20 protein-coding genes are annotated in these 23,654 nt (G+C 49.2%); 14 read left to right on the top strand and 6 right to left on the bottom strand.

The annotated features are described in order from the left end of the window. Window positions 1-176 precede the first annotated feature (176 nt). Window positions 177-2,213: a BglG family transcription antiterminator gene (locus tag NE473_RS28645; protein ID WP_055652348.1), complete on the top strand. Its 2,037-nt coding sequence runs from the start codon at window positions 177-179 to the stop codon at window positions 2,211-2,213. Window positions 2,214-2,236: 23 nt separating this feature from the next. Next, on the top strand, window positions 2,237-3,448 hold the full coding sequence (locus NE473_RS28640) for an MFS transporter (RefSeq protein WP_081035056.1): 1,212 nt from the start codon (window positions 2,237-2,239) through the stop codon (window positions 3,446-3,448). Between the two features lie 107 nt (window positions 3,449-3,555). Here NE473_RS28640 and NE473_RS28635 read toward each other — a convergent pair whose 3' ends face one another. Then, window positions 3,556-4,692: a collagen-like domain-containing protein gene (locus NE473_RS28635; RefSeq protein ID WP_432762487.1), complete on the bottom strand. Its 1,137-nt coding sequence runs from the start codon at window positions 4,690-4,692 to the stop codon at window positions 3,556-3,558. Between the two features lie 440 nt (window positions 4,693-5,132). Here NE473_RS28635 and NE473_RS28625 point away from each other — a divergent pair, with 440 nt between their 5' ends. Further along, a complete protein-coding gene (locus NE473_RS28625) occupies window positions 5,133-5,909 on the top strand; it encodes an N-acetylmuramoyl-L-alanine amidase (RefSeq protein ID WP_022033725.1) in 777 nt (258 codons plus the stop codon). Window positions 5,910-6,033: 124 nt separating this feature from the next. Here the strand turns inward: NE473_RS28625 and NE473_RS28620 are convergent, their stop codons facing one another. Together NE473_RS28620 and NE473_RS28615 are read right to left on the bottom strand one after the other, a co-directional pair. Further along, on the bottom strand, window positions 6,034-7,815 hold the full coding sequence (locus NE473_RS28620) for a sensor histidine kinase (protein ID WP_242866269.1): 1,782 nt from the start codon (window positions 7,813-7,815) through the stop codon (window positions 6,034-6,036). A 43-nt stretch (window positions 7,816-7,858) separates the two neighbouring features. Continuing rightward, window positions 7,859-9,358 carry a response regulator transcription factor gene (locus NE473_RS28615; RefSeq protein WP_242866268.1) on the bottom strand — a complete coding sequence of 500 codons (1,500 nt, stop codon included), beginning with the start codon at window positions 9,356-9,358 and terminating at the stop codon, window positions 7,859-7,861. A 190-nt stretch (window positions 9,359-9,548) separates the two neighbouring features. On the opposite strand from NE473_RS28615, the gene NE473_RS28610 reads away from it, so the two are divergent. The 5 genes from NE473_RS28610 to NE473_RS28590 all read left to right on the top strand — a co-directional run bounded on the left by NE473_RS28610 (window position 9,549) and on the right by NE473_RS28590 (window position 14,590). After that, complete coding sequence (locus tag NE473_RS28610) at window positions 9,549-10,910, top strand: ABC transporter substrate-binding protein (protein WP_055652345.1); 1,362 nt, start codon at window positions 9,549-9,551, stop codon at window positions 10,908-10,910. Window positions 10,911-11,017: 107 nt separating this feature from the next. Then, complete coding sequence (locus tag NE473_RS28605) at window positions 11,018-11,887, top strand: carbohydrate ABC transporter permease (RefSeq protein WP_022033721.1); 870 nt, start codon at window positions 11,018-11,020, stop codon at window positions 11,885-11,887. Next, window positions 11,884-12,720: a carbohydrate ABC transporter permease gene (locus tag NE473_RS28600; protein WP_006775656.1), complete on the top strand. Its 837-nt coding sequence runs from the start codon at window positions 11,884-11,886 to the stop codon at window positions 12,718-12,720. Before NE473_RS28605 ends, NE473_RS28600 begins: the two co-directional genes overlap by 4 nt. A 46-nt stretch (window positions 12,721-12,766) precedes the next feature. Further along, the gene (locus NE473_RS28595) at window positions 12,767-13,540 is read left to right on the top strand and encodes an HpcH/HpaI aldolase family protein (protein WP_055652344.1); all 774 of its coding nucleotides are present in this window, start codon (window positions 12,767-12,769) and stop codon (window positions 13,538-13,540) included. A 48-nt stretch (window positions 13,541-13,588) separates the two neighbouring features. After that, on the top strand, window positions 13,589-14,590 hold the full coding sequence (locus NE473_RS28590; protein WP_006775654.1) for an aldo/keto reductase: 1,002 nt from the start codon (window positions 13,589-13,591) through the stop codon (window positions 14,588-14,590). A 118-nt stretch (window positions 14,591-14,708) separates the two neighbouring features. On the opposite strand, the gene NE473_RS28585 is transcribed toward NE473_RS28590, so the two are convergent. After that, on the bottom strand, window positions 14,709-16,040 hold the full coding sequence (locus tag NE473_RS28585) for an MATE family efflux transporter (RefSeq protein WP_006775653.1): 1,332 nt from the start codon (window positions 16,038-16,040) through the stop codon (window positions 14,709-14,711). A 221-nt stretch (window positions 16,041-16,261) separates the two neighbouring features. Then, complete coding sequence (locus NE473_RS28580) at window positions 16,262-17,152, bottom strand: AraC family transcriptional regulator (protein WP_022033717.1); 891 nt, start codon at window positions 17,150-17,152, stop codon at window positions 16,262-16,264. 343 nt (window positions 17,153-17,495) lie between these two features. Between NE473_RS28580 and NE473_RS28575 the strand changes: the two genes are divergently transcribed. From NE473_RS28575 to NE473_RS28550, 6 genes are read left to right on the top strand one after another with little or no spacing between them, the layout of a single operon-like run. Further along, entirely contained in the window at window positions 17,496-18,179 is a 684-nt protein-coding gene (locus NE473_RS28575; protein ID WP_022033715.1) for an MgtC/SapB family protein, read from the top strand. Between the two features lie 26 nt (window positions 18,180-18,205). Further along, window positions 18,206-19,042, top strand: a complete 837-nt coding sequence (locus NE473_RS28570) for a hypothetical protein (protein WP_242866267.1) — start codon at window positions 18,206-18,208, stop codon at window positions 19,040-19,042. A gap of 60 nt (window positions 19,043-19,102) precedes the next feature. Continuing rightward, complete coding sequence (locus NE473_RS28565) at window positions 19,103-20,269, top strand: ABC transporter substrate-binding protein (protein ID WP_006776367.1); 1,167 nt, start codon at window positions 19,103-19,105, stop codon at window positions 20,267-20,269. A gap of 43 nt (window positions 20,270-20,312) precedes the next feature. Then, window positions 20,313-21,170, top strand: coding sequence for an ABC transporter ATP-binding protein (locus tag NE473_RS28560; RefSeq protein WP_081035055.1), 858 nt, complete (start codon window positions 20,313-20,315; stop codon window positions 21,168-21,170). Between the two features lie 13 nt (window positions 21,171-21,183). Then, window positions 21,184-22,743: an ABC transporter permease gene (locus tag NE473_RS28555; RefSeq protein ID WP_242866266.1), complete on the top strand. Its 1,560-nt coding sequence runs from the start codon at window positions 21,184-21,186 to the stop codon at window positions 22,741-22,743. A gap of 16 nt (window positions 22,744-22,759) precedes the next feature. Beyond that, on the top strand, window positions 22,760-23,431 hold the full coding sequence (locus NE473_RS28550; protein ID WP_055652342.1) for a DUF1868 domain-containing protein: 672 nt from the start codon (window positions 22,760-22,762) through the stop codon (window positions 23,429-23,431). A gap of 19 nt (window positions 23,432-23,450) precedes the next feature. Here NE473_RS28550 and NE473_RS28545 read toward each other — a convergent pair. Beyond that, window positions 23,451-23,654: hypothetical protein (locus NE473_RS28545; RefSeq protein ID WP_256265469.1), on the bottom strand; the 204-nt coding region annotated here is incomplete at its 5' end.

The following is a 23,654-nucleotide window of genomic DNA, read 5'->3' as shown; positions in this document are numbered from 1 at the left end:
CAGAGGCTATTATGATTTAGCCACAGCCTATCAGTCCGTGCACGTCAACCGTTGAAACCGCCGTGTACCGAACGGTATGCACGGTGGTGTGAGAGGACGGGAGTTAATCACTCCCTCCTACTCGATTCTGTATTGGGAGCAGAAAAGAAAAGCGGCGCGGCCGCAGGGGATGGACTATGTTTAACGGAAGAATGCTGAATATTATCCGATATTTAAAATCACAGGGAGAATCCACCTACAGGGAGATGGCGAAGGAACTGGGGGTCTCGGAGCGGAGTGTGCGCTATGACGTGGACCGGATCAATGATATTTTATCGCTGGAGCATCTTCCGGAGATCGAGAAGCACTCCAAAGGTCTGCTGACATATCCGGCCAGTCTGGATTTAAAGGGCCTGGAAGAGGGGAACGGGGTGGTCTATACGGGGAAGGAACGCATGTCGATCCTGCTCTTAATTCTGATGATCCGGAATGAAGATCTGAAGATCAATAAGCTGAGTGAGCAGTTCGGCGTTTCCCGGTCTACCGTGAAAAATGATATGGCGGCCCTGGATGAAGAACTGAAAAAGAATGAGATGGGAATCGGCTACTCAGGCCATTTCTATCTGGCCGGTCCAAAGCTTAAGAGAACGACTCTGATGAACCAGGAGTTCAGAAAATATATTGATTATCTGATCAATCCGTTTACCAATTATAATTCCTATGAATTTTACTGCATTCACATCATACATAAGGCGTTCGAGGGCGTGTCCATCGCCAATGTGGTGATGGCTGTGGACGGGCTTTTAGAGGAGCTGGGGTGCACACTGACCAGCAGTTCCTACCTGTGGTACATGTCCAATATCGTGGTGCTCGTGTGGTTCATTCTCCACGATAAGGAATATCCCCTGGATATCACGGTAATGCCGGAATTTGACCGGGAGATCTACGGTCGGTTTGCCGGGAAGCTGGAGGAGATCATCGGGCGGCCGGTATCGGAGTACCATGTGTATATGATGGCTAAAATGTATGATTTTACCAATAAGATGACGGGAAGCGGGGCGGAGGTGGATCCCGTCCACGCGCAGTCTGTCACATTTTCCCTTATTGCGGCCATGTCGAAGCGGCTGGACATGCCGTTTGACAAGGACAGGACGCTGGCGGAGGGGCTGTTAAACCATATGATTCCGCTGATTCAGCGGATCCGGAACCACGTGGAGATCAATGACCACATGATATCCTTATTAGGGCCGGAGGAGCGGAAGCTGTACTCGGTGATGACCGCCGTCTGCCGGGAAATCGACACCTTAAAGGATACTGCGAATGAGGATGAGATTGTCTACCTGACCGTCTGCTTTATGGCCAGTATCAGACGAATGAAGAGCGCGCCCTATAAGCGGGTGCTCTTAGTCTGCGGCCACGGCTACGGTACGACAACCATGTTAAAGGAATCTCTGCTCAGCGAGTACCAGATCCACATCATGGACACAATTCCCATCTACAAGCTGTCCGCATACCCGGACTGGGCCGGGATTGACTATGTGCTGTCGACGATCAGGCTGAACAACAGCCTTCCCAAACCATGTATCGTGGTAAATCCCATCCTGCGGCCGGAAGATAAGGCGGCCATCGAACAGCTGGATATTCCCCGAAAAACGATTCTTTCCGGGTTTTACTCCATCGAGGAAAAGCTGGGATTTCTCGATGAAGCCACCAGGGCGAGGGTTATGGAGGTCATCGAGCGGGAACTGGGATACCAGACCGTGAAGGAGGTACACAATCCCAAGAGCTTCAGCAGCTTCTTAAAGTTCGACTGCATCCGTCTGACGGATGAGGAATATGAGTGGAAGGCTGCGGTGAGGGAGAGTGCGGCTCTGCTGGAAAAAAGAGGATTTATTGATAGTACTTACACGGAAAATATGATAGAATTCATAGAAGAACAGGGATTCTACGCGGTATCGGACGATTCCTTCGCGCTTTTGCATGGAAAAGGAGTGGAAGGGATTTATCAGACCAGCTTAAGCCTGCTGGTCAGCCGGCAGCCGGTTCACTTCGGGGAAAAGAAGGCGAAGGTGATCTTATGCCTTGCAAGCCGTGATTCCAAAGAACATATTCCGGCGGTCGTCACACTGATGCGCATGGTAAAGACGACCCCGCTGATCCACGATCTGGAACTGTGTTCCAGTGAAGAGGAGATTTATCAGACGATTTTGAACTGTGAATTCCAGGTACTGTAGAGAAGGACAGAAGGACGGACAGTATGACGAGCCAGATCAGACAAAACTATAAGCATACCATAAATGCCTGCTATATTGGTTATATCACCCAGGCGGTGGTGAATAATTTTGCACCGCTGCTGTTTTTGACATTTCAGAGGAGTTACGGGATATCTCTGGGAAAGATATCGTTTCTTGTCACCGTGAACTTTGGCGTTCAGCTGCTGGTGGATTTCCTGGCGGCGCATTTTGTGGACCGTATCGGTTACCGCATCAGTATTGTGGCAGCACATATCCTGGCCGCCGCCGGTCTGATCGGACTGGCACTGTTTCCGCAGATGATGGAGGACAGCTATTCGGGGCTGATGGCAGCTATTATTCTGTATGCTGTCGGCGGCGGTCTGCTTGAAGTGCTGGTGAGTCCGATCGTGGAGGCGTGTCCCACGGAGAGGAAGGCGGCGGCCATGAGCCTTCTCCACTCTTTTTACTGCTGGGGGCACATGGGAGTTGTCATTCTGTCAACAGCGTTCTTTTATCTGTTTGGCATCGATCAATGGCAGGTGCTGGCCGTGATCTGGGCCGCTGTGCCGTTGGCCAACGCGCTGTATTTCTTTCTGGTTCCGATCCGGACACTGGCGGAAGAGGAGGAAGGCTTATCGATCCGCAGGCTTTCCGGAAAAATGGTGTTCTGGATCCTGATGGTGCTGATGATCTGTGCGGGAGCAAGCGAACAGGCGGTGAGCCAGTGGGCGTCCGCATTTGCCGAGTCGGGACTGCATGTGTCCAAAAGCGTTGGGGATCTGGCCGGACCATGCGCGTTTGCATTCTTTATGGGGGTTTCCAGGGTGGTATCTGCAAAATACAGCGACAGAATTTCGCTGGAGAGGATCATGCTGGGGAGCGGCGGGCTCTGCGTGGTAAGCTATCTGCTGATCGCCTTATCTCCGTGGCCGGTGCTGAGCCTGGCGGGCTGCGCACTCTGCGGCTTTGCGGTGGGGGCGCTGTGGCCCTCCACCTTCAGCCTGGCCATGAAAAAGATTCCGGGCGGAGGAACCGCCATGTTTGCACTGGCGGGTGATATCGGGTGTGCCGGAGGGCCTCTTGTGGTAGGCCGTATCTCCGGGGCATTTGGAGATGATTTAAGGATTGGAATTCTGGCAGCACTGGTATTTCCCGTGATTCTGACAGTGGGAGTGCTGGCATCCGGAAGGAGTAAGGGCGGTGCCCGGAATAAGACGGTGTCTTCAGGATGCTGATATCGGGAAAACAGAGCCGGACAGTGTGTGAACGGGTAACTTCATACACTGTCCGGCTCTGTTTTTCTATGATGAAAGTGCTGCCTTAAAAGACCGGCAGTCTTATTTTATACCTCTCGTCTCAGTTTATGGATCACCATGGTAAGCGTCCCTTCGGTAGCAGTTACCGGGCTGTTGAAGGTTAGGTTGAATACGGTCTGAACCGGGACTTCGATCATAAATGATACAGAACCGAAGGCGCTGGAACGCCCGGAATTGGTCATGAAGTAGATTCCATATTCAATGTGGGGGGCATTATTATAGTAAGGGGTGACCTGCATGAAGCCGGAATCGGCAAGTAAAGCGGATACCTCGTAAAAAATGGCGTATATTCCGGGGGCAAGCGTGATTCGTGTCGGGTCTGATAATACAATATTTCCCGTGGGATCGGAAACTCCAATTCCCATGGGAATGAGAGAGGCGTCGGTAAGCAGTGCGGCGAAATTGATAAAGGATGCGTAGATGTCGTCGGGAACCGGTCCGGTGGCTCCGGTCGGTCCGGTAACGCCGGTTGGTCCCACAGGTCCGGTATTGCCTGTTTCTCCGGTTGGTCCAGTCGGCCCGGCCGGTCCCATGGCCCCGGTAGCTCCGGTGGCGCCCGCCAGGCCTTCCTCGCCCGCCGCGCCTGTACTGCCTGTAGGGCCTGTGGGCCCTGTCGCTCCGGTAATTCCTGCTGGTCCTGGTACGCCGGCCGGTCCCTGATCCCCTCTCGGACCAGTCGGCCCGGCCTCTCCGGTAGCTCCAGCAGCTCCAGTTGGTCCAGCCGGTCCGGTGCTGCCCTGAATTCCTCTCGGACCTTCCGGCCCCGGCAGCCCCTGCAGTCCCTGGATTCCAGTAGCGCCGCGAGGTCCCTGAAGCCCCATGGGACCTTCCGGTCCGGTAGGTCCTGCGATTCCCTGAGGTCCTGCGGGGCCGGTACTGCCGGCAGGCCCTGTTGGCCCCTGGGAGCCTGTATCTCCCTTGAGCCCCCTGACACCCTGAGGACCTGTTGGTCCCGGGTCACCCTGAGGTCCGGCCGGTCCAGTAGCTCCCCTGCAGCCCTGGGCCCCGGTAGGTCCGATCGGTCCCCTGTCTCCCTGGGCGCCCGTTGGCCCCTGAAGCCCCGCCGTACCTCTGGAACCAATGGGGCCTGGCGGTCCTGTGATTCCCTGAGGTCCGGCTGGTCCCATTATACCGCGAGGCCCCTGAGGCCCAGTCGGGCCCATGGCGCCGCGAAGCCCTTGAGGCCCCGTCGGGCCCATAGCGCCGCGAGGCCCCTGAGGACCAGTTGCGCCAGTTGCACCGCGAGGTCCCTGAGGTCCTGTCGGCCCGACAGAGCCGTTTGGACAGGGACACGGGCATGGTCCTGGCCCTGGAGCAGGACAGCAGTTCGGGCAGCAGTTTGGACAGCAGCCCGGGCAGGGGCTCTGGCATGATTCATGATTTGGATTCATAAGATGCCTTCCTTCCTGATCAATAACTATTCTATTGTCAGTATATACATGGGAAAAGCCTGATGTTTTAAAAAGCTGCAAAATTTAATGAATTACTGTAAAAACAGGAAGAAATTCGTAATAAAAGCTTAATAGTATGAATGTTGACATTTCAGGCCCTCACGCTTTACACTTATGTAAGAGTAAAACGGGGGCGAGGTGAGCCATTACGAATGAAGCAGGATAGGGAAAGATACGAAGATTTAGAGATGCGGAGGCGCTCCAGAATACGAAGACAGAGAAGGCTTAAGAGGCAGCGGCGGAAAGCGGGAATCCTGTTTGGAATCTTTTCCGCGTTTTTGGCTCTTCTGACCGGAGCGGTTTTAGGTGCACTGAGCCTGTATGTGGAAAGCAGGACGGCGCGGCGGGAGATTGATTTGAGCGCACTTGTGGCCCCGGACTGGATCACTCAGGATTTTTTTGAAGTGAATCCGTATTCCAGACCCGGAATCAAGATGAAACAGGTGAATGAGATCATCATTCACTATGTTGCAAATCCGGGAACGAGTGCGAAGCAGAACTGGAATTATTTTAATAACTTAAAAGACCAGAAGGGAGACAATGCGACCTCGGCCAGCAGTCATTTCGTGATCGGCCTTGACGGGGAGATTCTTCAGGGAATCCCGCTTGATGAGATCGCTTATTCTACATCGAAGGAAAAGAATCTGGATTCGGTTTCCATTGAGAACTGCCATCCCGATGAGACTGGAAAGTTTACGGATGCTACATACAATTCGCTGGTCAGGCTGACTGCCTGGCTCTGCCTGGAACTGGATTTGACGGAAAAAGACGTGATACGCCATTATGACGCTACGGGCAAGGACTGCCCCAGGTATTTTGTAGCGCATGAGGATGAATGGAATGCATTTTTGAAAGATGTAAAGGCTGAGTTGAAGGCTTTGAAGAAGGAGGGAAAGAGCCAGAGTGATACGGCGGATAAGAAGCCGTAGCAGAAAGCTGCTTTTTAACTTTAGGGATAATCTTTTACAAAAGGAAGGAAATCAGATCATGGTACTGCACTGCGCAGAAACCGGTTAAGTCTGATTTCCTTCTTTTTTGCAGTCGGCCCTATTCTTATAACAGCGCCGGAAATGTGATATATACCGTGGTTCCGATATACGGCCTGCTGGTGTAGCGGAGGCCGTATTGAGGGCCATAGGAAAGCTGGATCCGCTCATGGATATTCCATACGCCGTATCCGGACTTTTCATTTTTGGTAAGAAGGGAGTCCAGCTTTTCAGGCGGAATTCCAACGCCGTCATCCTCGATGGAGATTGTGATAACACCGTCATCAAGCCTGGCTTTTATGGTGATCGTTCCGGACTCAGAACTCTTTTCACGGAGTCCGTGGAGAATCGCATTTTCAACCAGAGGCTGCAGAATGATTTTGATGATTTTGTAGTTGTATAGTGCCTCCGGCACATCAGTGATCAGTTTGAAATGGTTTTCAAACCGCATGTTCTGAATATTGACATAGGCGGCAACATGGTCCAGTTCATTCTTTACTGTGACGATGGTTTCCCCATGGCCGAGACTAAGCATATAAAAACGGCCAAGTTCCCTGGCGGCATCAGCCACATCGGGTGTCTGACTGTCGATTCCGAGCCAGTAGATCATATCCAGGGTGTTGTAAAGAAAGTGAGGATTGATCTGTGACTGCAGCACCTGAAATTCCAGATCCTTGATTTCATATCCCAGTTTGTACTGTTCCTTCAGAAGACCGGAAATCTGTCTGACCATATCATTGAAGCTGTCTGTCAGAACACCGATTTCATCACTTCCGTTGCAAAGCGGTTCGATTTCAAAATTGGCGTTCACGGCTCTGGAGATATATTCCTTCAGCACATAGATGCGGGAGCTTAACTGTTTTGAAGTCCGGTACAGTACCGGAATCAGGAGAACAATCAGCAGAATGACGAGAATCAGTGTCTGCTGCTGATAACGCCTTGTAGCACTTAAAATATCGGAGGAGGGAGTTAAAATAGCCAGGGTCCAGTCGCAGCCGCTGATAGGCCGGATTCCGATAAAATAATTTTCTCCATGATATTTGATCCGCTGGAGCTCTGAATCCGTGTCGGAAACTGTCTGCAGTTGAAGCGCTTCAATGTCTTCTGGAGTAAAGAAACCTTCTTCTCCGTGATACATGATCGTCTCCCCATAAGAATTATAAAGGAGTACGGAGGTATGCAGAGTAGCTGCCGCCTGGGCAATCACATCCCGGAAGGCCGAATTGTTGATGGTTGCAGTCAGAGTACCCAGGTATTGATTGAGGTTTTTTGAATCCGGAATTTTCTTCACATAGGTGATTGCCCCGAGTTTGTCTGAGGAACTGAAAAACGAGGCGGGAAGCCACAGAGAACTGATATTTTTCTTCTCAGATGAACGTTCATTCCACCGTTCTTTTTCCTCGTCGGTCAGCTGGCTGAATTCCTTGCTGTTTTCGAAAGAGATGGAGCCCTCGAGCGCGTAAAGACGGATATTGTGAATGTCCTTGGAGGTGTTGGCATTATACATGATACTCTTGGCGGTGGTGCTTAAAATAATCCAGTTGTTCTGGCTTTCCCGGGTAAATTCATCACTTGCAGCAATGAGCGTCTGAATCGTCTCATCAGCGCTGATTACGTTGATGATATTTTTAATGGATGTCACCTTGTAGCTAAGGAATTCCGTCGTCTGATGCAGCATGTTCCTGGCTGTATAAAGTGCCTGCTTCGTCTCCGATTTAGATGAATAGTAGGAACTGGTCATAGAGAAGATCATGAGTATCAGGAAGATAATGAAGAAATAAGAGAAAAACAGCTTCTTCATATAGTTCATGGAAGAAAAACAGCGCTTGATATTACGGATTATTTTCATGGGTATTCTCCTTCTGCAGGGCTTTTCCGTACTCCGTCCGGGGTCATTGTACGGTTTTTCGGTAAAGTGTGGGCGTGACACCATACCGTTTTTTGAAGACGGTGCTTAAGTAGTTGGCGTCTGAAAGACCGATTTTCTCCGCAATCTCATAAAGCTTTAGATCTGTTCCGCTTAAGAGGCGGCACGCTTTTTCCGTGCGGATATTTAAGATAAAATCATTGATCGTGGTGCCGGTCTGTTTTCTGAACAGTGTGCTTAAATAGTTCTGAGACAGATTTACGTGGTCTGCAATGACTTTGATGGAAAGGTCTGCATCTGAATAATTCCACAGGATATAGTGTACCGCATTTTTGATTTTAATGTCATAGATATCGCTTCCCAGAAGCTGTATGGTATTGACTTCATAGCAAATCAATTCCCTGTATTCCTCAAAAGAGAACATCTCAAATTCATCCCAGGATACCACTTTTTCATCCCAGCTTTTTTCTATGGCCATCATATAGATTTTATACAGTTCCCCGCGAATAAAGGGAATATCCGTATATTTTTCACGGGACAGGGTATCAAACAGCGTCTCTGCACCGGACAGAGTCAGCTCCTTGGAGCTGAAAAGATTCTTAGGAGCTTCTTTTGCATGAAGCGGTACTGTTAAATCGAAGATTCCGTATTTCTCGGAATAGAAGCTTTCATATTCTGTACTCCGGGATACCGCGTGATAGAGTTCCGAAATTCCGGTGAGAGAGAGACAGGGAGTGCTGATTCCGAATGAAGCCTCCGGAAGGCTGTTTTCCGTGAACGCAGCGTTTTGCTCTTTAAAAACGGAGGATATGGCCGGGGATAAAAGGTTTCTGCAGATGAGTACAGCTTCCTTGGGTGACATCATGGTACACAGATAATCATCTGAGGTCAGGCCGGGAACCTTCTCAAGCGCTTTTAAAATACAGGCGAGAAATTTCTTTGCCTCTGAATCATTGGTAAGCTTTCTGCCCGGCCGGATACAGGATACAGAATAATTTCCTATTTTACTCCAGGTAAAATAGAGGGGGATAAAGTCCTGGCTGAACTTTTCCCAGTTTAAATCCGGGGAGATGAGGGCAGAGACGATTTCTTCGTGGATAATAGGGAGCGTTTTCTGAAACCCACTGTGGATCAGCTCGTCCTTCAGCTCGGATTCCAGCTGCACCACCGCTTTTGCCACCGCATTCCGTATCTCAGTCAGATCGATGGGCTTTTCTATGTAGTTGACTGCTTTCAGCTCAATGGCGGACATAAGATATTCTTTGTCTGCATAACCGCTTAGAAAGATGATTTTACATCTGGGAAATTTTTTACGGATGATGGATGCCAGCTCGATGCCGGTCATATGAGGCATCCGGATATCGGACAGCAGAATGTCGGGGCGGATTTCATCCACTGCCAGCAGCGCTTCCATTCCACCGGCGACAGCAGTTACTGGGTCGACTCCGATTCCGTTCCAGTCGATATGGCGGCATAAACCCTCGCGCGTTCGTTTTTCGTCCTCGACGATTAGAAGATGAAACATGAAAATCCCCCTTTTCTCCATAAATTACCAGTGTGTTTCCCAACAAATCGTAGGATTTTAAAGAATATAGTAATATTAGCATATGTTCAGAAAATTGTAAATCCAATATAATAGGGTTACAAACAAGAGAGATATTGGCCAGTATTTACTTGAACAGTTATGAAAAACCACGAGAGAAAGGACATGAGTTATGAAAAGGAGAAGAATTACGGCACTTGCACTGAGTGCGATGATGGTGGGAACCATGCTTGCGGGCTGTGGGACAAAGAGTGAGGCACCGGCGGGCGGAGAGTCTGCGGTACAGACTGAAGCAGGAGAGAAGAAGGAGACCACAGGCGGGGCTGCATCGGGGGAGAAGACGACCCTGTCCATGATGGTATTCCCTTCCACGGAAAACTATGAAACGATCAATGCCAAATTTTTGGAACAGAATCCGGATCTGGCGGAAAAGGTGGATTTTGAAGTACAGCTGGGAGGCAGCGGAGACGGCGATGTAGCGGATAAACTGAGACTCGCATTAACCTCCGGTGAAAATGTTCCGGATATTGTACGCCTGAATTACACCCAGCTTCCCGAATTTGCAAAGGCAGGCGTTCTTTATCCGTTAGATGATTACATAGCGGAATACGAGGACAGGATTATCGACGCCGCAAAGAGTATTATGAAGTACGATGACACCTATTACGCGCTGCCGAGAGAGGTTAAGCCAAAAGTGTGGTTCTACCGCGCGGATATCTTTGAGGAGTGCGGTGTGGATGTGCGGGAAGTGAAGACAATAGATGAATTTATCGCGGCCGGAGAAAAAATCAGAGAGAAATATCCGAATGCATGCATGGAAAATTATAATGTACCGACTCAGGGATATGATTTCATGATGATGTTAAGCGGTACGGGAGCGGGCTTCTGTGATGAAAACGGTAACTATAACCTGGCTTCCAATGAAGACGTTAAGCTGACCTTTGAACGGATGAAGAAGCTGTATGATTCTGATGTGATGTCCAGCGCGGCGGAGTGGTCTGCAGACTGGACGCCGGCATTTGATAATGGCGAGATCGTTTCCCAGCTCATCGGCGGCTGGTTCAAGACAGACTTTAAGAATTTTAACCTTGAGAGCCAGAAGGGAAAATGGGCTATGGCCCCATGGCCGGAAGAAATCAGAGAAGGTTCTGACGCCGGCGGCGCAATCTGGGTAATTCCGGCAGCAGCCAGAAATAAGGAACTGGCAGCGGAGATTATGACAAAGATGTGCTTCGACGAGGAGGCAGCCAGGATTATTTTCGATGTAACCGGTGTACTTCCAGCTTTGAAATCCGCAGCTGAAGACGAGTACTATAACGGTGACAACGAATATTATGCATGCAGCCTTGGCAAGGTGAACAGTGAAGCCATGGAATATTTAAAGATTTTCCCATATAATCCGGCCTCTTCCCAGGAGCAGAAGATTGTTCTTCAGTATCTTGATGAGTATTTACAGGAGAATATGACACTCGATGAGGCGTTGAAGGCGGCTCAGGATGATATGATCAATCAGATCGGGAATCCGTTCGAATAAAAGGGTAGAATGGGCCGATCCGGCAAGTGTGCAGGGAGAAAGGCGATGAAGCATTTCGTCGCCTTTTCTCTTGAATACAATTCGATACTCAAGGAGGCGTAGACAGTTTGAACCGGTATAAATTAAAGAAAACCGCCGTCCCCTATCTGTTTCTGCTGCCGTTTATGGTAATTTATCTGCTGTTTTTTCTCTGGCCGGCCCTCTACTCCCTGGGCTTAAGCTTCTTCAAATACAGCGGATATGGCGCGGCAAAATGGGTGGGACTGCAAAATTATAAAAATCTTTTTCATTACGATACAATGTGGAAATGTCTGGGGAATACAGTCTTTTACTTTATTTTCAGCTTTATTCCGACGATGGCGTTCTCGTTTCTGCTTGCTCTGGCCGTTAAGTCAAAAAGTGCGGGAAAAATGCGTTCCATCTATAAACCGCTTATTTTTCTGCCGCAGATCTGTGCGGTAGTTGCGAGTTCCCTCTGCTTCAAAATTATTTTCGGTGAGAGAGTCGGCGTTATCAACCAGATACTTGGAAAGACAATTCCGTTTCTGACAGATCCGGCCTGGATGCGCTGGACTGTCGTGGTACTTCTGTCATGGCGCGGCATCGGCTGGTATTTTATCATCTACTTATCAGGCCTGACGACGATCGGAGAGGATATCACGGAGGCGGCCTCCATCGATGGAGCCAGCGGGCTCCAGAACCTGTGGCATATTATTCTTCCGATGATGAAGCCCACATTCATGGTGGCATTTATCACCAACGCCATTGGTTCCTTTAAAATCTATACGGAGCCGAATCTGCTGCTTGCACAGAACTACGATCCGTCCATGAAGGTTGCGCCCTATATCAACCTGATCATCAACAGTATGTCGGGGGGCCAGTTTGGAATGGCGTCTGCAGCCGGGTGGATTCTGGTGGCAGTGATTCTGGTTCTGACACTGGTTCAGCTGAAGGTTTTGGGAGGTGATGAGGAATGACGAAAAGACAGGGGAAAGCGGTTCTGCTGAATGCCGTTGTTATCTTTGCATGTTTTATAGCAGTGTTTCCGGTGTTTATCATGATTACCGGCTCTTTAAAGACTTCCCAGGAGCTGTATACAAACTCTGCCGGGTTTCCGGTCCATCCGACACTGGCGAATTTTAAGCGCCTTTTAAGCTTTAATTCCGGCCTGATCTTAAGAACCTTTGGCAATTCCATCTTTGTGGCGGCCAGTTACACGGCGCTGTCCTGCCTTTTGGCCTCCATGGCGGGGTATGCATTTGCAAAGTTCAAATTCCGCGGCAGAAATGTGTTGTTTTTGCTGCTCCTTATCACCATGATGATACCGGCCGAGTTAAACATCACGCCGCTGTATCTGATTTTTTCCAAAATGAAGTGGCTGAATACCTACCGGGTGCAGATCATTCCGGGGGCGGCCAATGTATTTGCCATGTTTTTGATGCGCCAGTATATGATGTCGATTCCGGATTCTCTGATTGAGGCTGCGAGAATCGACGGAGCCGGGGAGTGGAGAATCTTCTCTAAGATCGTTCTTCCGATTTCTTCCCCCTCCATCGGTGCGCTTGCAATTCTGCAGTTTTTAAGCAAATGGAATGAGCTGTTGTATCCGAAGATGATGCTGACGAAGCAGAAACTGATGCCGATTATGGTTATCCTGCCGACTTTAAATGAGACGGATTCCGCCCGGTCGGTACCGTGGGAACTGGTGCTCTCCGGCTGTACGCTGGTGACAATCCCGCTTATTATTGTATTCCTTATGTTCCAGGATAAGTTTTTATCGAGTGTGACGCTGGGAGCGGTTAAGGGTTGAAAAAAAGAGTCCGTAAAATTCGGACAGAAATGGAGATGAAAATAGAATGAATCATGCTGACAGAATCAGAAAAAAGATAGCAGCAGGAAAGCTGGTAAAAGGATTCTTTTTGAATATGGCTGATTCCATGGTAAGTGAGATGGCCGGGTATATTGGTTACGATTACGTGTGGATTGATGCGGAACACGGACCACTGGACAGACAGGAAATCTTTCATCACATCGTGGCTGCTCAGGGGGCGGGCTGTGCCGCATTTGTCAGAGTGCCGGGAGTGGATGCGAAAGCCATGAAGGCGATCCTTGACATGGGACCGGATGGAATTATCTTTCCGTTCACGAACAGCGCAGAGGTTGCGAAGGAGGCGGTTCGTTCCTGCTCCTATCCCGATTATGGCGGAGTGCGCGGCCAGGGACCGATCAGAGCCATACGGTATGGACTGATCAACGAGGATGAATATATTCAGACTGCGTATGGCCGTGTGCTTAAGATCATGCAGATAGAAACGCTGGAGGGATACGAAAATCTGGATGAAATCATGGCAGTGCAGGGAATTGATTCCCTGTTCATTGGAGCAGCGGACTTAGGAAGGTCTATTAATGGCCAGACAGGGGAGAAGCAGTATGAACTCTCAGCGGTCTATGACGATATCTGTAAACGGGTCAGGGCCAAAGGCCTGACTCTGGGAGCGGCCATCGGAGCGACGAGGGAAGAGGCAGCAAAGGCTGTGAGCAAGGGAATCCAGTGGGTGGTATTCGGACAGGATGCCAGAGTTCTGGCCGATGGGTTAAAGCGTAATTTTGACGAACTGGCGGATTTCTAGTACTGTAATACGATAAAGAAACTTACGATAATGAGACGGAGGCGAGAAATGGAGTACATTGCAAAGGCAGAACGGTATGAGACCATGAAATACAACCGGTGCGGAAAGAGCGGCCTGCTTCTTCCAGCCCTGTCGCTGGGACTGTGGCATAATTTTGGGAATACATCGGATTTTACCGGATGCCGGGAGATGCTGCTGGAATCCTTTGACAGGGGAATTACACATTTCGATCTGGCAAATAACTATGGTCCGGAGGCGGGGAGCGCGGAAGAAACCTTCGGACGTGTGATGACAGAGGAATTGAAGCCTTATCGGGATGAAATGATTATTTCCACAAAGGCCGGCTATTATATGTGGCCCGGACCATACGGGGAATGGGGATCGAAGAAGAATCTGGTGGCGTCCCTGGACCAGAGTCTGAAACGCATGAAGCTGGATTATGTGGATATTTTCTACCACCACAGACCGGACCTGGATACCCCGCTGGAAGAGACGATGGACGCTCTGGCGGGAATTGTTAAGAGCGGAAAGGCGTTATACGTGGGAATTTCCAATTACAACGCGGAGCAGACGGAAGATGCGGTTCGGATGCTTGACACAATGGGGATACACTGTCTGATTCACCAGATGCAGATGTCAATGATTCACAGGGAGAATGAAGCGGTTCTTGATGTGCTGAACAGGCACGGCGTGGGGGCGATCGCATTTTCACCTCTTGCACAGGGGATACTGACCGGCAAGTACATAAATGGAATTCCGGCAGACTCCAGAGCAGCCGGGGCAAGTGTATTTTTAAATGCAAATCATGTGACCGGTTCCGTGGAGGTGATTACAAAGCGTCTGATGGAGATTTCCGACGGACGCGGCCAAAGCCTGGCTCAGATGGCTTTGGCCTGGGTTCTTCAGAAGAAGGGTATGACATCTGTGATAATCGGGGCAAGCCGTACCGAACAGATCGTGGAGAATTTAAAGACGATGGAGAACATGGCGTTTACGGAAGAGGAATTGAGAAGGATTGATGAGATTTTGTATGACGAAACAGAAGTATAAATGACGGGGCGAAAACAGGCTTTTAAAGGGAAAATCCGATGTGCTGGGCACATCGGATTTTTTGTCATTTCTGTGCAAATCGAAGTGTGCAGGCGAAATGATAACTCTTTTTACCACATCAAATATTCTGTTTTTTCACCATAAAACGCGCCGTCCCGGCCGCCAGGAATTCTGCGATTGGAAAGCATACCCAGATACCGACCGGCCCCCAGATTCGGGACAGGATAAAGCCCAGGGGAATGATGATGATAATCTGCCGTATCAGCGAGATCAGCAGTGATTTTTTGCCGCAGCCCAGTGCCTCAAACACTCCGGCGTACACGACGCTGACGGAGGATACGAGGAAGCCGAGGCAGATGATGCGCAGTGCGGTGCTGCCCGGACCGATCAGAGCGGCGTCATCAATAAATATAGAGAAGATCTGTTCCGGGAATATGAGGGCCGCAGCGGTTCCGGCTGCCATGATGGCAGCAACCAGCAGCATGCTGCAGCGGATTATTTTGTGAAGCCGCTCCCGTTCGCCGGCCCCGTAATTATAACCCGCGATCGGCCGGAGCGCCTGGACGATACCGGAGGCAGGCGTGTAAAGGAATGTCTGCAGCTTTAAGTAAATACCGAGAATCGCCACGTAAATATCGGAAAATCCGGTCAGCATAAAATTCAGAACACCCGACATGAGGGAAGGTGCTGCCAGCATCAGGGAAGAGGGGATTCCCACGCTGTAAATCTGCAAAATCGTATTTTTATCCAGAGAAAAGTATTTCGGACTGATTTTAATACCGATATCTTTTCTTGCATATATCACAAGATAGACGAACAGGGAGCAGAACTGCCCGATCACTGTTGCGACTGCTGCACCGGTGACGCCCAGGGCGGGAAGGCCGAACAATCCGAAAATCAGGATCGGATCGAGAATAATATTCGTAATACAACCAACCAGCAGGGATATCATCGTCAGGAACATGGCTCCCACAGACTGGAATATTTTTTCAAAGCAAATATGAATCAGACTGCCTGCGGAGAAACACAGGACGATGTATGAGTAGCGGCAGGCCCATTGAAGCGTCTGTTCATCAGAAGTAAAGATGGAGAGGAACGGCCTCGTTGCAAGCAAACCGAAAAGGATGATCAGAATGCAGTGCAAAAAGGTCAGTCCCATACCAATCGAGGCGGCCTTGTTGGCTTCCTCCGCTTTCTGTTCACCAAGTCTTCTGGCGATGACCGAATTGATACCGACGCCCACACCCACGGAAAGCGACAGGACAATATTCTGGAGCGGGTAAACGAGAGAGACCGCAGTAAGCGCCTCCGTTCCCAGCCGTGCCACAAAGATACTGTCTACAATGTTGTAAAGCGACTGAATCAGCATGGACAGCACCATCGGCGCCGCCATGGACAATAAAAGTGGAAAAACCGGTTTTGTCTTCATAAAATCCTGTTTGTTCTGCATAAAATAACCTCCCTGATTGAAAAAATGGCAACAAAAAAACCATATGGCGGGCTGTTTAGTTCCAGAAACAGTAAACCATATGGTTCCTTAAAATGGGATAAAACTATTCTTTTTTATCTGATGAAGGCATAATAACACAAAAAAAAACGTGTGTCAATCCCTTTTTCTCGTATTGTGCTACAGTTCCGCCCCTCTTCGGTGCCCGCAGCCCCTTTAGCCTCTTAAACATTTTTTCTGACAGCCCTTGGTGATTGTCCAAATTCCGTCCGGAAGGCCCGGTAAAAAGAACTGTAATTTCCAAAACTGTATTTCTGGCAGATCTCCTTTACAGGCGTCCCGCCGAGCAGATCCTGTCTGGCCAGAAACAGCTTCTTTTTTGCGATGAACTGGTGGACGGAAAGCCCCATCTCCTCGTTGAATACCCTCGACAGATAGGAGCGGCTGATGTAGAGATAGTCGGTAATGTCCTGAATTCTGATATCCTCATAGATGTGGCTGTTGATATAGTTGAGAGTATTGGTGATGATGGGGCTGTTTTCCGGATTATCGTTGAGCCGCTGGTCTAAATACGTATCCTGCTGGAACAGCTTCATCCTGGCAATGTGGACTAAAAGCTCTATAATATAGGAATTTGTGAGAAGATCGGCGCCGTACTCCTGAGAGACGGAGCTGGTCAAAATCATTTCCAGCAGATTGTTGATCAGAATCTGCATATCTCTGGTCAGCTGAATATGGGCGCTGGTAATATAAGTCTTTTGAAATGGCAGCAGCAGATCAGACTTATCCGTGGACAGCCGCTTTAGATATTCGGGGTCCAGCCACAGAACGTAGCGCTCATACGCCTGTCCCGTCCGGGTATTGATCGTGGCCTGATGGTACTGCTCCGGTGCGATCAGTATGATAGCGCCCGGCTTTAAATCAAACTCCCTGTCTTCGATGTAATAAGTGACATCTCCTGAAATCAAAAAATAGAATTCATAATAACTGTGCTTATTTCTCACGATATGGTTTAAGGAGTAGTCCCGGTTGTAATGAATCTCAAAATCGCGAAACCGCATGGGCGGTTTATGATAGTAAGGCATCGGTTCCGATTTTTTCTTTATTTCAAACACCCCCCTTCTTTTCTGATTTCCTTCCTCATGGTTTTCAGTCTGTATCCATTATATCCGTTCACTAAGAAAATTGCAATTTGTATTACTGCAAAGAAAAATGTGATATGGTGAAAGTGTTAAAATATAAACGAGCAGTTCAGAAGAGTATCGGTAAAATGTTGCCATAATTTATGTAAAATTTAAAATAACGAAACAGCCCAATTGTAAAATTCAATAAAAGTTACACTTATTTAGGAGACAAAACGCAATGTATTGTAGCGTTTCCTATCTGTTAAGCAGGGCGCTGTGGAAGTATACTAAGACTATACAGGAAAGAGTAAATAAAAGAAAGCAGGGATAAAGTATGAGTCTTGCCGTTATGACAGAACTGGAGTATGTGCTCAGAATCCTGGCCGCCGGCATATGCGGCGGGGTGATCGGGTATGAACGTAAAAACAGGAATAAGGCGGCCGGCAGTAAAACCCATGTGATTGTAGCGGTCTCGTCCGCGCTGATGATCATCATATCGAAATATGGATTTTACGATGTGCTGGGGGAATATATCAAACTGGATCCGTCGCGTGTGGCCGCGGGGGTGGTAACCGCCATCGGCTTCATCGGTTCGGGCGTAATCCTGTTTAAGAATAACAGGGTAAGCGGATTGACGACGTCGGCCGGAATCTGGGCCACCGTCGGAGTAGGCATGGCAGAAGGCGCGGGCATGTATCTGATCGGAGTGATAACAACGGCAATGATTATTCTGGTGGAAGTCTTTCTGGGCCGCCGCGGAGTGCTGGCGGATAAGCAGGAAGAGGACAGGAAGATAATCGTCGAGTACATAGATGACATTCAAAAAAGCAGAGAGACAACAGGCTATGTAAAAAAGCTGTGTGAGGAGAGGGGGTATCGGATCCTGGCCATGGAAACAAGGCGGATGGGCGAAAAAATTCAGCTTCAGACGATGATCAGCGCTTCAAAAGACTATGACGCCGCAGATATGACCGCCGCATTGACCGAGGACAGAGACATAACAAAGATTGTTGTTTGACAGATCATAAAACATGACAGGGGGTGGTGGCAATAAAAATTCTGGAAACGTTTAAAAAAGGCAAGGTAAATGAGCGGTTGTGCGAAGACGCCTTTTTTCAATCAGAAAATTATATTGCGGTAATTGACGGAGTTACATCGAAAACTGATTTTCTTTATCATGGAAAGACAACGGGAAAACTGGCTTCCGAAATCATTTACCGTGTGTTGGAAACGCTGCGCGGTGATGAACCGCTGAGAGAGATTGTGGAACGGGTAAATGGTGAGATTACTGCATTTTATGACCAGATTGATTTCCCGTACGACAGAGGAGAGAAGGGGCTCCAGGCAGCCTGTGTGATCTATTCCGCTTTTTACAGGGAAATATGGATGATAGGCGACTGTCAGGCGGTCGTAGATGGCGAGGTATATTTGAATCCGAAAAAGAGCGATGTCGTCCTTTCGGAAATGCGTAGCCTGATTCTCTCAACGCTGGAACAGGAACGCAGAAATACGGCGGGTCTGTACCGGGAAGAATGGGAGGAGCATGATGCTGCAAGGGAAATTATTCTGCCATGGATTCTGCGGGCGACAATCTATGCCAACGACGACACGACGGAATATGGATACTCCGTCTTCAATGGACAGGCCATACCGGAAAGCCTGATAAAAGTGATCCGGCTCAGAGAGGGTGCTCATGAAGTGATTCTGACGAGCGACGGGTATCCGGAGGTGAAAGAAACTCTGAGAAAGACAGAAGAGAATTTAAAAGAAATTCTGATTCATGACCCGGGCTGTTATAAGAAATATTTATCGACCAAGGGTGTAAAAAAAGGTCAGACAAGCTTCGATGACAGGACGTATGTGCGTTTTATGACAGATTGAGGCATTTTACTTATGAACAAATTCAACTGCTAAAAATTTAAATCAAATGGAGGAAGAAAAATGAAATTGAAAAATGCAGTTTTAATTGGAATTTTGGCGGCAGCAGCGGTAAGTACAGCAGGATGCGGAAAGAAGGAGGCGGTTCCGTCAGATACCGCAGCGCAGACAGAGGCGGCAAAGCAGACCGATGCAGGGCAGACGGAGGCACAGGGGAACAGCGAAGAGGAGGCGCCTGCAGATAATCAGGCGGTACTGTCCCAGAAGCCGACCGGCAAACGGCTTGTGCTTGTCACGAACAATGCCAGCGACGGAAGAGACGTCTGGCTTTCAGAGCATGCGCAGGAGGCCGGATTTAATGTGGAAATCGTAGCGCTGGGAGCGGGAGATGCGACGGCACGCGTTATATCTGAGATTAATAATCCGACAACCAACGTAATCTGGGGGCCTTCGGAGGATCAGTTTACCGCCATGGCGGAAGCCGGCTCCCTGGCAAAGTTCACGCCGGAATGGGCTGAGGATGTGAAAGGGCTTTCCAAAGAAAACGGATATTCCTGGTCCTATGAGATTCAGCCCAAGCTGCTGGTCTGCAATCCGGATGTTTATACGGAAGAAACCGCTCCGAAGAGTTACCAGGATCTGTGGGAAAAAGAAGAATTTCACGGAAAATACGCGGTTCCGACAACCTTTGACGGCAATACCAACCGGGCTATCGTGGGCGGAATTCTCGTCCAGTATTTGGACCCGGCAGGTGAACTGGGCGTTTCCGACGAGGGCTGGAAGGCGATAAAAGCTTACTTTGACAATGGCTATAAGACTCCAAAGGGAGAGAATGATTTTGGAAACATGGCCTCCGGCAAAGTGCCGATTACATTTACCTTTGCCTCCGGATTAAAAGGAAAGAGCGAGAGCTATAACATAAAACCACTGATTGTCTATACCGAGGTGGGAGAGCCTACGAATACGAATCAGATTGCCGTTGTGGCAAATAAAGACCAGGAAATGGTGGAGGAATCCATGCGTTTTGCAAACTGGCTGGGCAGTGCGGAAGTGATCGGTGCATATGCAGCGGAAAACGGCAATATGGTTGCGAATAAAAAGGCTGAGGACAGTATGGTCCCGATCATCAAAGAGGTGAAGGAGCATTATAAACCGCAGGAAGCGGACTGGGCTTACGTAAATTCAATGATGGATGACTGGGTGGCAAAGATTCAGCTTGAAATCTATTAATCGGGCATGTGCAGATAGATTGCAGGAATAGGAGAATGTCCTCATGATAAAATTTAACAATATAGAAATTAAATTCGGTGATTTTACCGCTATAAAGGATTTAACTCTTGAAGTAAAAAAAGGAGAATTCTTTACCTTTTTGGGGCCTTCCGGCTGCGGAAAGACTACGACGCTGCGTTCCTTAGTGGGCTTTATCAAGCCCACGAAAGGAAACATCGTGGTAAAAGGGGAAGACATCACCGACAAACCGATTGAAAAAAGGGGGATTGGGATGGTATTTCAGAGCTATGCCCTGTTCCCAACCATGACAGTGGAAGAAAATATCGTATTCGGGCTGAAAGAGAATAAGTGGGCGAAGGACGCGATCCGTAAGAGAGTCGCGGAAGTCTCGGCCATGGTGAATTTAACAGACGAGCAGCTGAAGAAAAATGTATCTGCACTTTCCGGAGGACAGCAGCAGAGAGTCGCCATTGCACGCGCCCTGGCGTTAAATCCTGAGATCATTGTTCTGGATGAACCGCTGTCCAACTTGGATGCAAAGCTTCGCAAGTCTCTGAGACTGGAGCTGAAAAAGATACAGAAGGCCTCCGGAACGACGATGATCTATGTCACCCACGACCAGGAGGAGGCGCTTACGCTTTCCGACCAGATCGCGGTGTTTCATAATGGAGGCGTTGAGCAGGTGGGAACGCCGAGGGAAATCTATTACCATCCCGCCTCAGAGTTTGTCACCACGTTTATCGGCGATACGAACCGTATGACAGAAAGTCTGATCACCCAGTTGAACGAGCAGAACAAAGGCGCCGGTTTAAATCCATCGGACCATATCTACGTGAGAGTTGAAAATGTGAAGGAATCTGTCCCTGCTCAAAATCACGCTGTTCCCGGAAGGAAAATTTGACGCGAAGCCGGTCATGCAGATCATGCATTCCGCCAGGGTGGTGAGGGCGCTGATTCATTCCTTTGTACTGGCCGTATCGCTTACGGTTACGGTCAATGTGCTCGGTATTTTTGAAATTCTGGTACTGGACTACTTCGATATCAAAGGCTCCAAATGGCTGAATATCGCCTTCCACTCCCCGTTAATCTGTAACGGAATGGTTCTCGTCACGGCATATAATTTCCTGTTCGGCAGCCAGGGATTTTTGACGGCTAATTTGATGCAGCTTTACCCGGATATGAATCCGTACTGGTTTCGGGGCTTTGGTGCGGTGCTGATTGAGATGACCTTCGCGGGAACCTCCAACCATATTATGTTTGTAAGGGATTCTTTAAAGAATATCGATTACCAGACCATCGAGGCGGCCCAGAATATGGGAGTCCGTGCAGAAAAGATCCTGAGCAGGGTTGTACTGCCGACTTTAAAGCCCTCCATCTTTGCGGCCTCCATCCTGACCTTCATTGTCGGTATCTCAGCCTTTGCCACACCTCAGGTATTGGGCGGCGAAAACTTTGAGACGATCAATCCCCTGGTCATGTCATTTTCCAAGACACTGACGACGAGGAATTATGCGGCCGTTCTGGCCCTGTTTTTGGGAGTCATAACGATTCTTGTGCTGGGAATCTCAAATTATATTGAGAGCCGGGGAAATTACGTGTCGGTTTCAAAAGTAAAAACCCCGCTTAAGAAAATGAAAATTAAAAATCCGGTTCTAAACGGTATCGTTACAGTGACGGCGCACATTGCGGCTCTTGTTCAGACAATTCCGCTGCTGTTCGTATTTATCTTCTCCTTTATGTCGGTTCAGGATCTGTACGCCGGAAATATCAGTCTTTCCAATCTGTCACTCAACAATTACTTAACTGTGTTCCGCTCGACGACGGGACTGAAGCCGGTTCTCACCAGTGTGCTCTATTCGGCCGCGGCCGCGGTGACTGTGGTCACCATCATGCTGTTCATAGCCAGAATCCTTACGAAATATCACAACAGGCTGACGGGAACGCTGGAGATGCTGCTGCAGATTCCGTGGTTTTTACCGGCAACCCTGATCGCCCTCGGCCTGGTCATGACCTTCGACAAGCCGACTCCGTTTACATTCGGGACGACGCTGACCGGAACGGTCTACATTATGCTGATAGGCTATATTATCTTAAAACTGCCCTATACGCTGAGGATGATAAAGGCCGCCTATGCGGGGCTGGACGGCTCCCTGGAGGAAGCGGCCAAGAATCTGGGTGCTTCGCCGGCCAGGACTTACTTAAAGGTCCTGTTTCCGATTCTGTGGCCGACGATCCTGTCCGTATTTCTGCTGAACTTCATCCAGCAGCTGGCCGAATACAATGTTTCCGTGTTCTTATTCCATCCGATGTTCCAGCCGTTGGGCGTTGTCTTAAATACCGCAACCAGTCCGGATTCATCTCCGGAAGCGCAGATGCTGACATTCGTCTATTCTGTGATTATTATGATTGTATCGACGGCGACAATCGTGTTTGTATATGGAAGAAAGAGCGCGGCTTTAAAAGAAAGAGGATAAAGGAGAAAGAATTACGATGATCTTAGAGGAGGCAGTATATAAATTTGATGAAAACGGCAGTCCGCTTCCCTATTACGGAAATACCATAGTCAGCTATTTAAATGATCAGAGATGGCCGGTCTTCGATGAGGCCGTGAGAGTCCAGGAGGCGCTGAAGAAGTGCGGATTTTCTCAAAAACTGGCATTTTTGCCGCCCTCGTCCTTCCATATGACGGTGCTGACCCTTTGCCGGGAGATCGACCGGGGAACGCCGTACTGGCCGAAGGGAATGGCAGCGGACGAAACCTTTCAGGGAATTGACCGTATTCTGAAGGAACGCGTTGCTGCTGTGCCGCTTCCGGAAGGGGTATTCGTGGAGGTTGAGGACTGTGAGGAGATCAGGATTATATTAAAACCCCACGATAAAGAGAGCGCGGACAAGCTGCGCGCCTACCGGGATCAAGTGGCGGAAGTAACCGGAATCAGGCATTCCTGGCATGATACATTCCGATACCATTTATCTCTGGATTACCTGCTCAAGCCGCTTGATGAGGAAGAGAAGAGGGAGAGAGATGCAGTCTGCGCGAGGTTTGCCGGGGAACTGCGGAGAACGGTAAAGCCGTTCCTCTTACCGAAACCGGAGTTTGTAATATTTAACGATATGATGAGCTATGAGACAGACTTGTGGAAACGCGGTGCCGCATATTGATGCGGCCGTGTGAGCGGAGCTAAGAAGTCCGTGACGGCTGGTTCCGAATAAGCAGGGAGTAGAAAGAGGCAGGGCCATTTAAGACCCTGCCTCCTGCTTTGGTGCGCCCGGCGGCGCACGTTTCTAACCGGTGCAAGTCCGGAATCCGCCCGGTGGTGGGAAGGATATAGCCGAAGGCAAGGGTGTCCACCGTGAGGTGGAATCTGAAGGAAGCTGGATATGG

This window comes from Hungatella sp. SL.1.14 (genome assembly GCF_024460495.1).
GTDB classification, from domain to species: domain Bacteria; phylum Bacillota; class Clostridia; order Lachnospirales; family Lachnospiraceae; genus Hungatella; species Hungatella hathewayi.
This window is presented reverse-complemented; position numbering and strand designations above follow the sequence as displayed.

Coding starts and splice junctions, on each gene's coding strand:
- NE473_RS28640 (WP_081035056.1), top strand. CDS start 2,237: ATGACGAGCCAGATCAGACAAAACTATAAGCATACCATAAATGCCTGC.
- NE473_RS28550 (WP_055652342.1), top strand. CDS start 22,760: ATGATCTTAGAGGAGGCAGTATATAAATTTGATGAAAACGGCAGTCCG.
- NE473_RS28625 (WP_022033725.1), top strand. CDS start 5,133: ATGAAGCAGGATAGGGAAAGATACGAAGATTTAGAGATGCGGAGGCGC.
- NE473_RS28595 (WP_055652344.1), top strand. CDS start 12,767: ATGAATCATGCTGACAGAATCAGAAAAAAGATAGCAGCAGGAAAGCTG.
- NE473_RS28645 (WP_055652348.1), top strand. CDS start 177: ATGTTTAACGGAAGAATGCTGAATATTATCCGATATTTAAAATCACAG.
- NE473_RS28600 (WP_006775656.1), top strand. CDS start 11,884: ATGACGAAAAGACAGGGGAAAGCGGTTCTGCTGAATGCCGTTGTTATC.
- NE473_RS28575 (WP_022033715.1), top strand. CDS start 17,496: ATGAGTCTTGCCGTTATGACAGAACTGGAGTATGTGCTCAGAATCCTG.
- NE473_RS28615 (WP_242866268.1), bottom strand. CDS start 9,358: ATGTTTCATCTTCTAATCGTCGAGGACGAAAAACGAACGCGCGAGGGT.
- NE473_RS28610 (WP_055652345.1), top strand. CDS start 9,549: ATGAAAAGGAGAAGAATTACGGCACTTGCACTGAGTGCGATGATGGTG.
- NE473_RS28560 (WP_081035055.1), top strand. CDS start 20,313: ATGATAAAATTTAACAATATAGAAATTAAATTCGGTGATTTTACCGCT.
- NE473_RS28555 (WP_242866266.1), top strand. CDS start 21,184: ATGCAGATCATGCATTCCGCCAGGGTGGTGAGGGCGCTGATTCATTCC.
- NE473_RS28635 (WP_432762487.1), bottom strand. CDS start 4,692: ATGGGCCCGACTGGGCCTCAGGGGCCTCGCGGTATAATGGGACCAGCC.
- NE473_RS28590 (WP_006775654.1), top strand. CDS start 13,589: ATGGAGTACATTGCAAAGGCAGAACGGTATGAGACCATGAAATACAAC.
- NE473_RS28620 (WP_242866269.1), bottom strand. CDS start 7,815: ATGAAAATAATCCGTAATATCAAGCGCTGTTTTTCTTCCATGAACTAT.
- NE473_RS28585 (WP_006775653.1), bottom strand. CDS start 16,040: ATGCAGAACAAACAGGATTTTATGAAGACAAAACCGGTTTTTCCACTT.
- NE473_RS28565 (WP_006776367.1), top strand. CDS start 19,103: ATGAAATTGAAAAATGCAGTTTTAATTGGAATTTTGGCGGCAGCAGCG.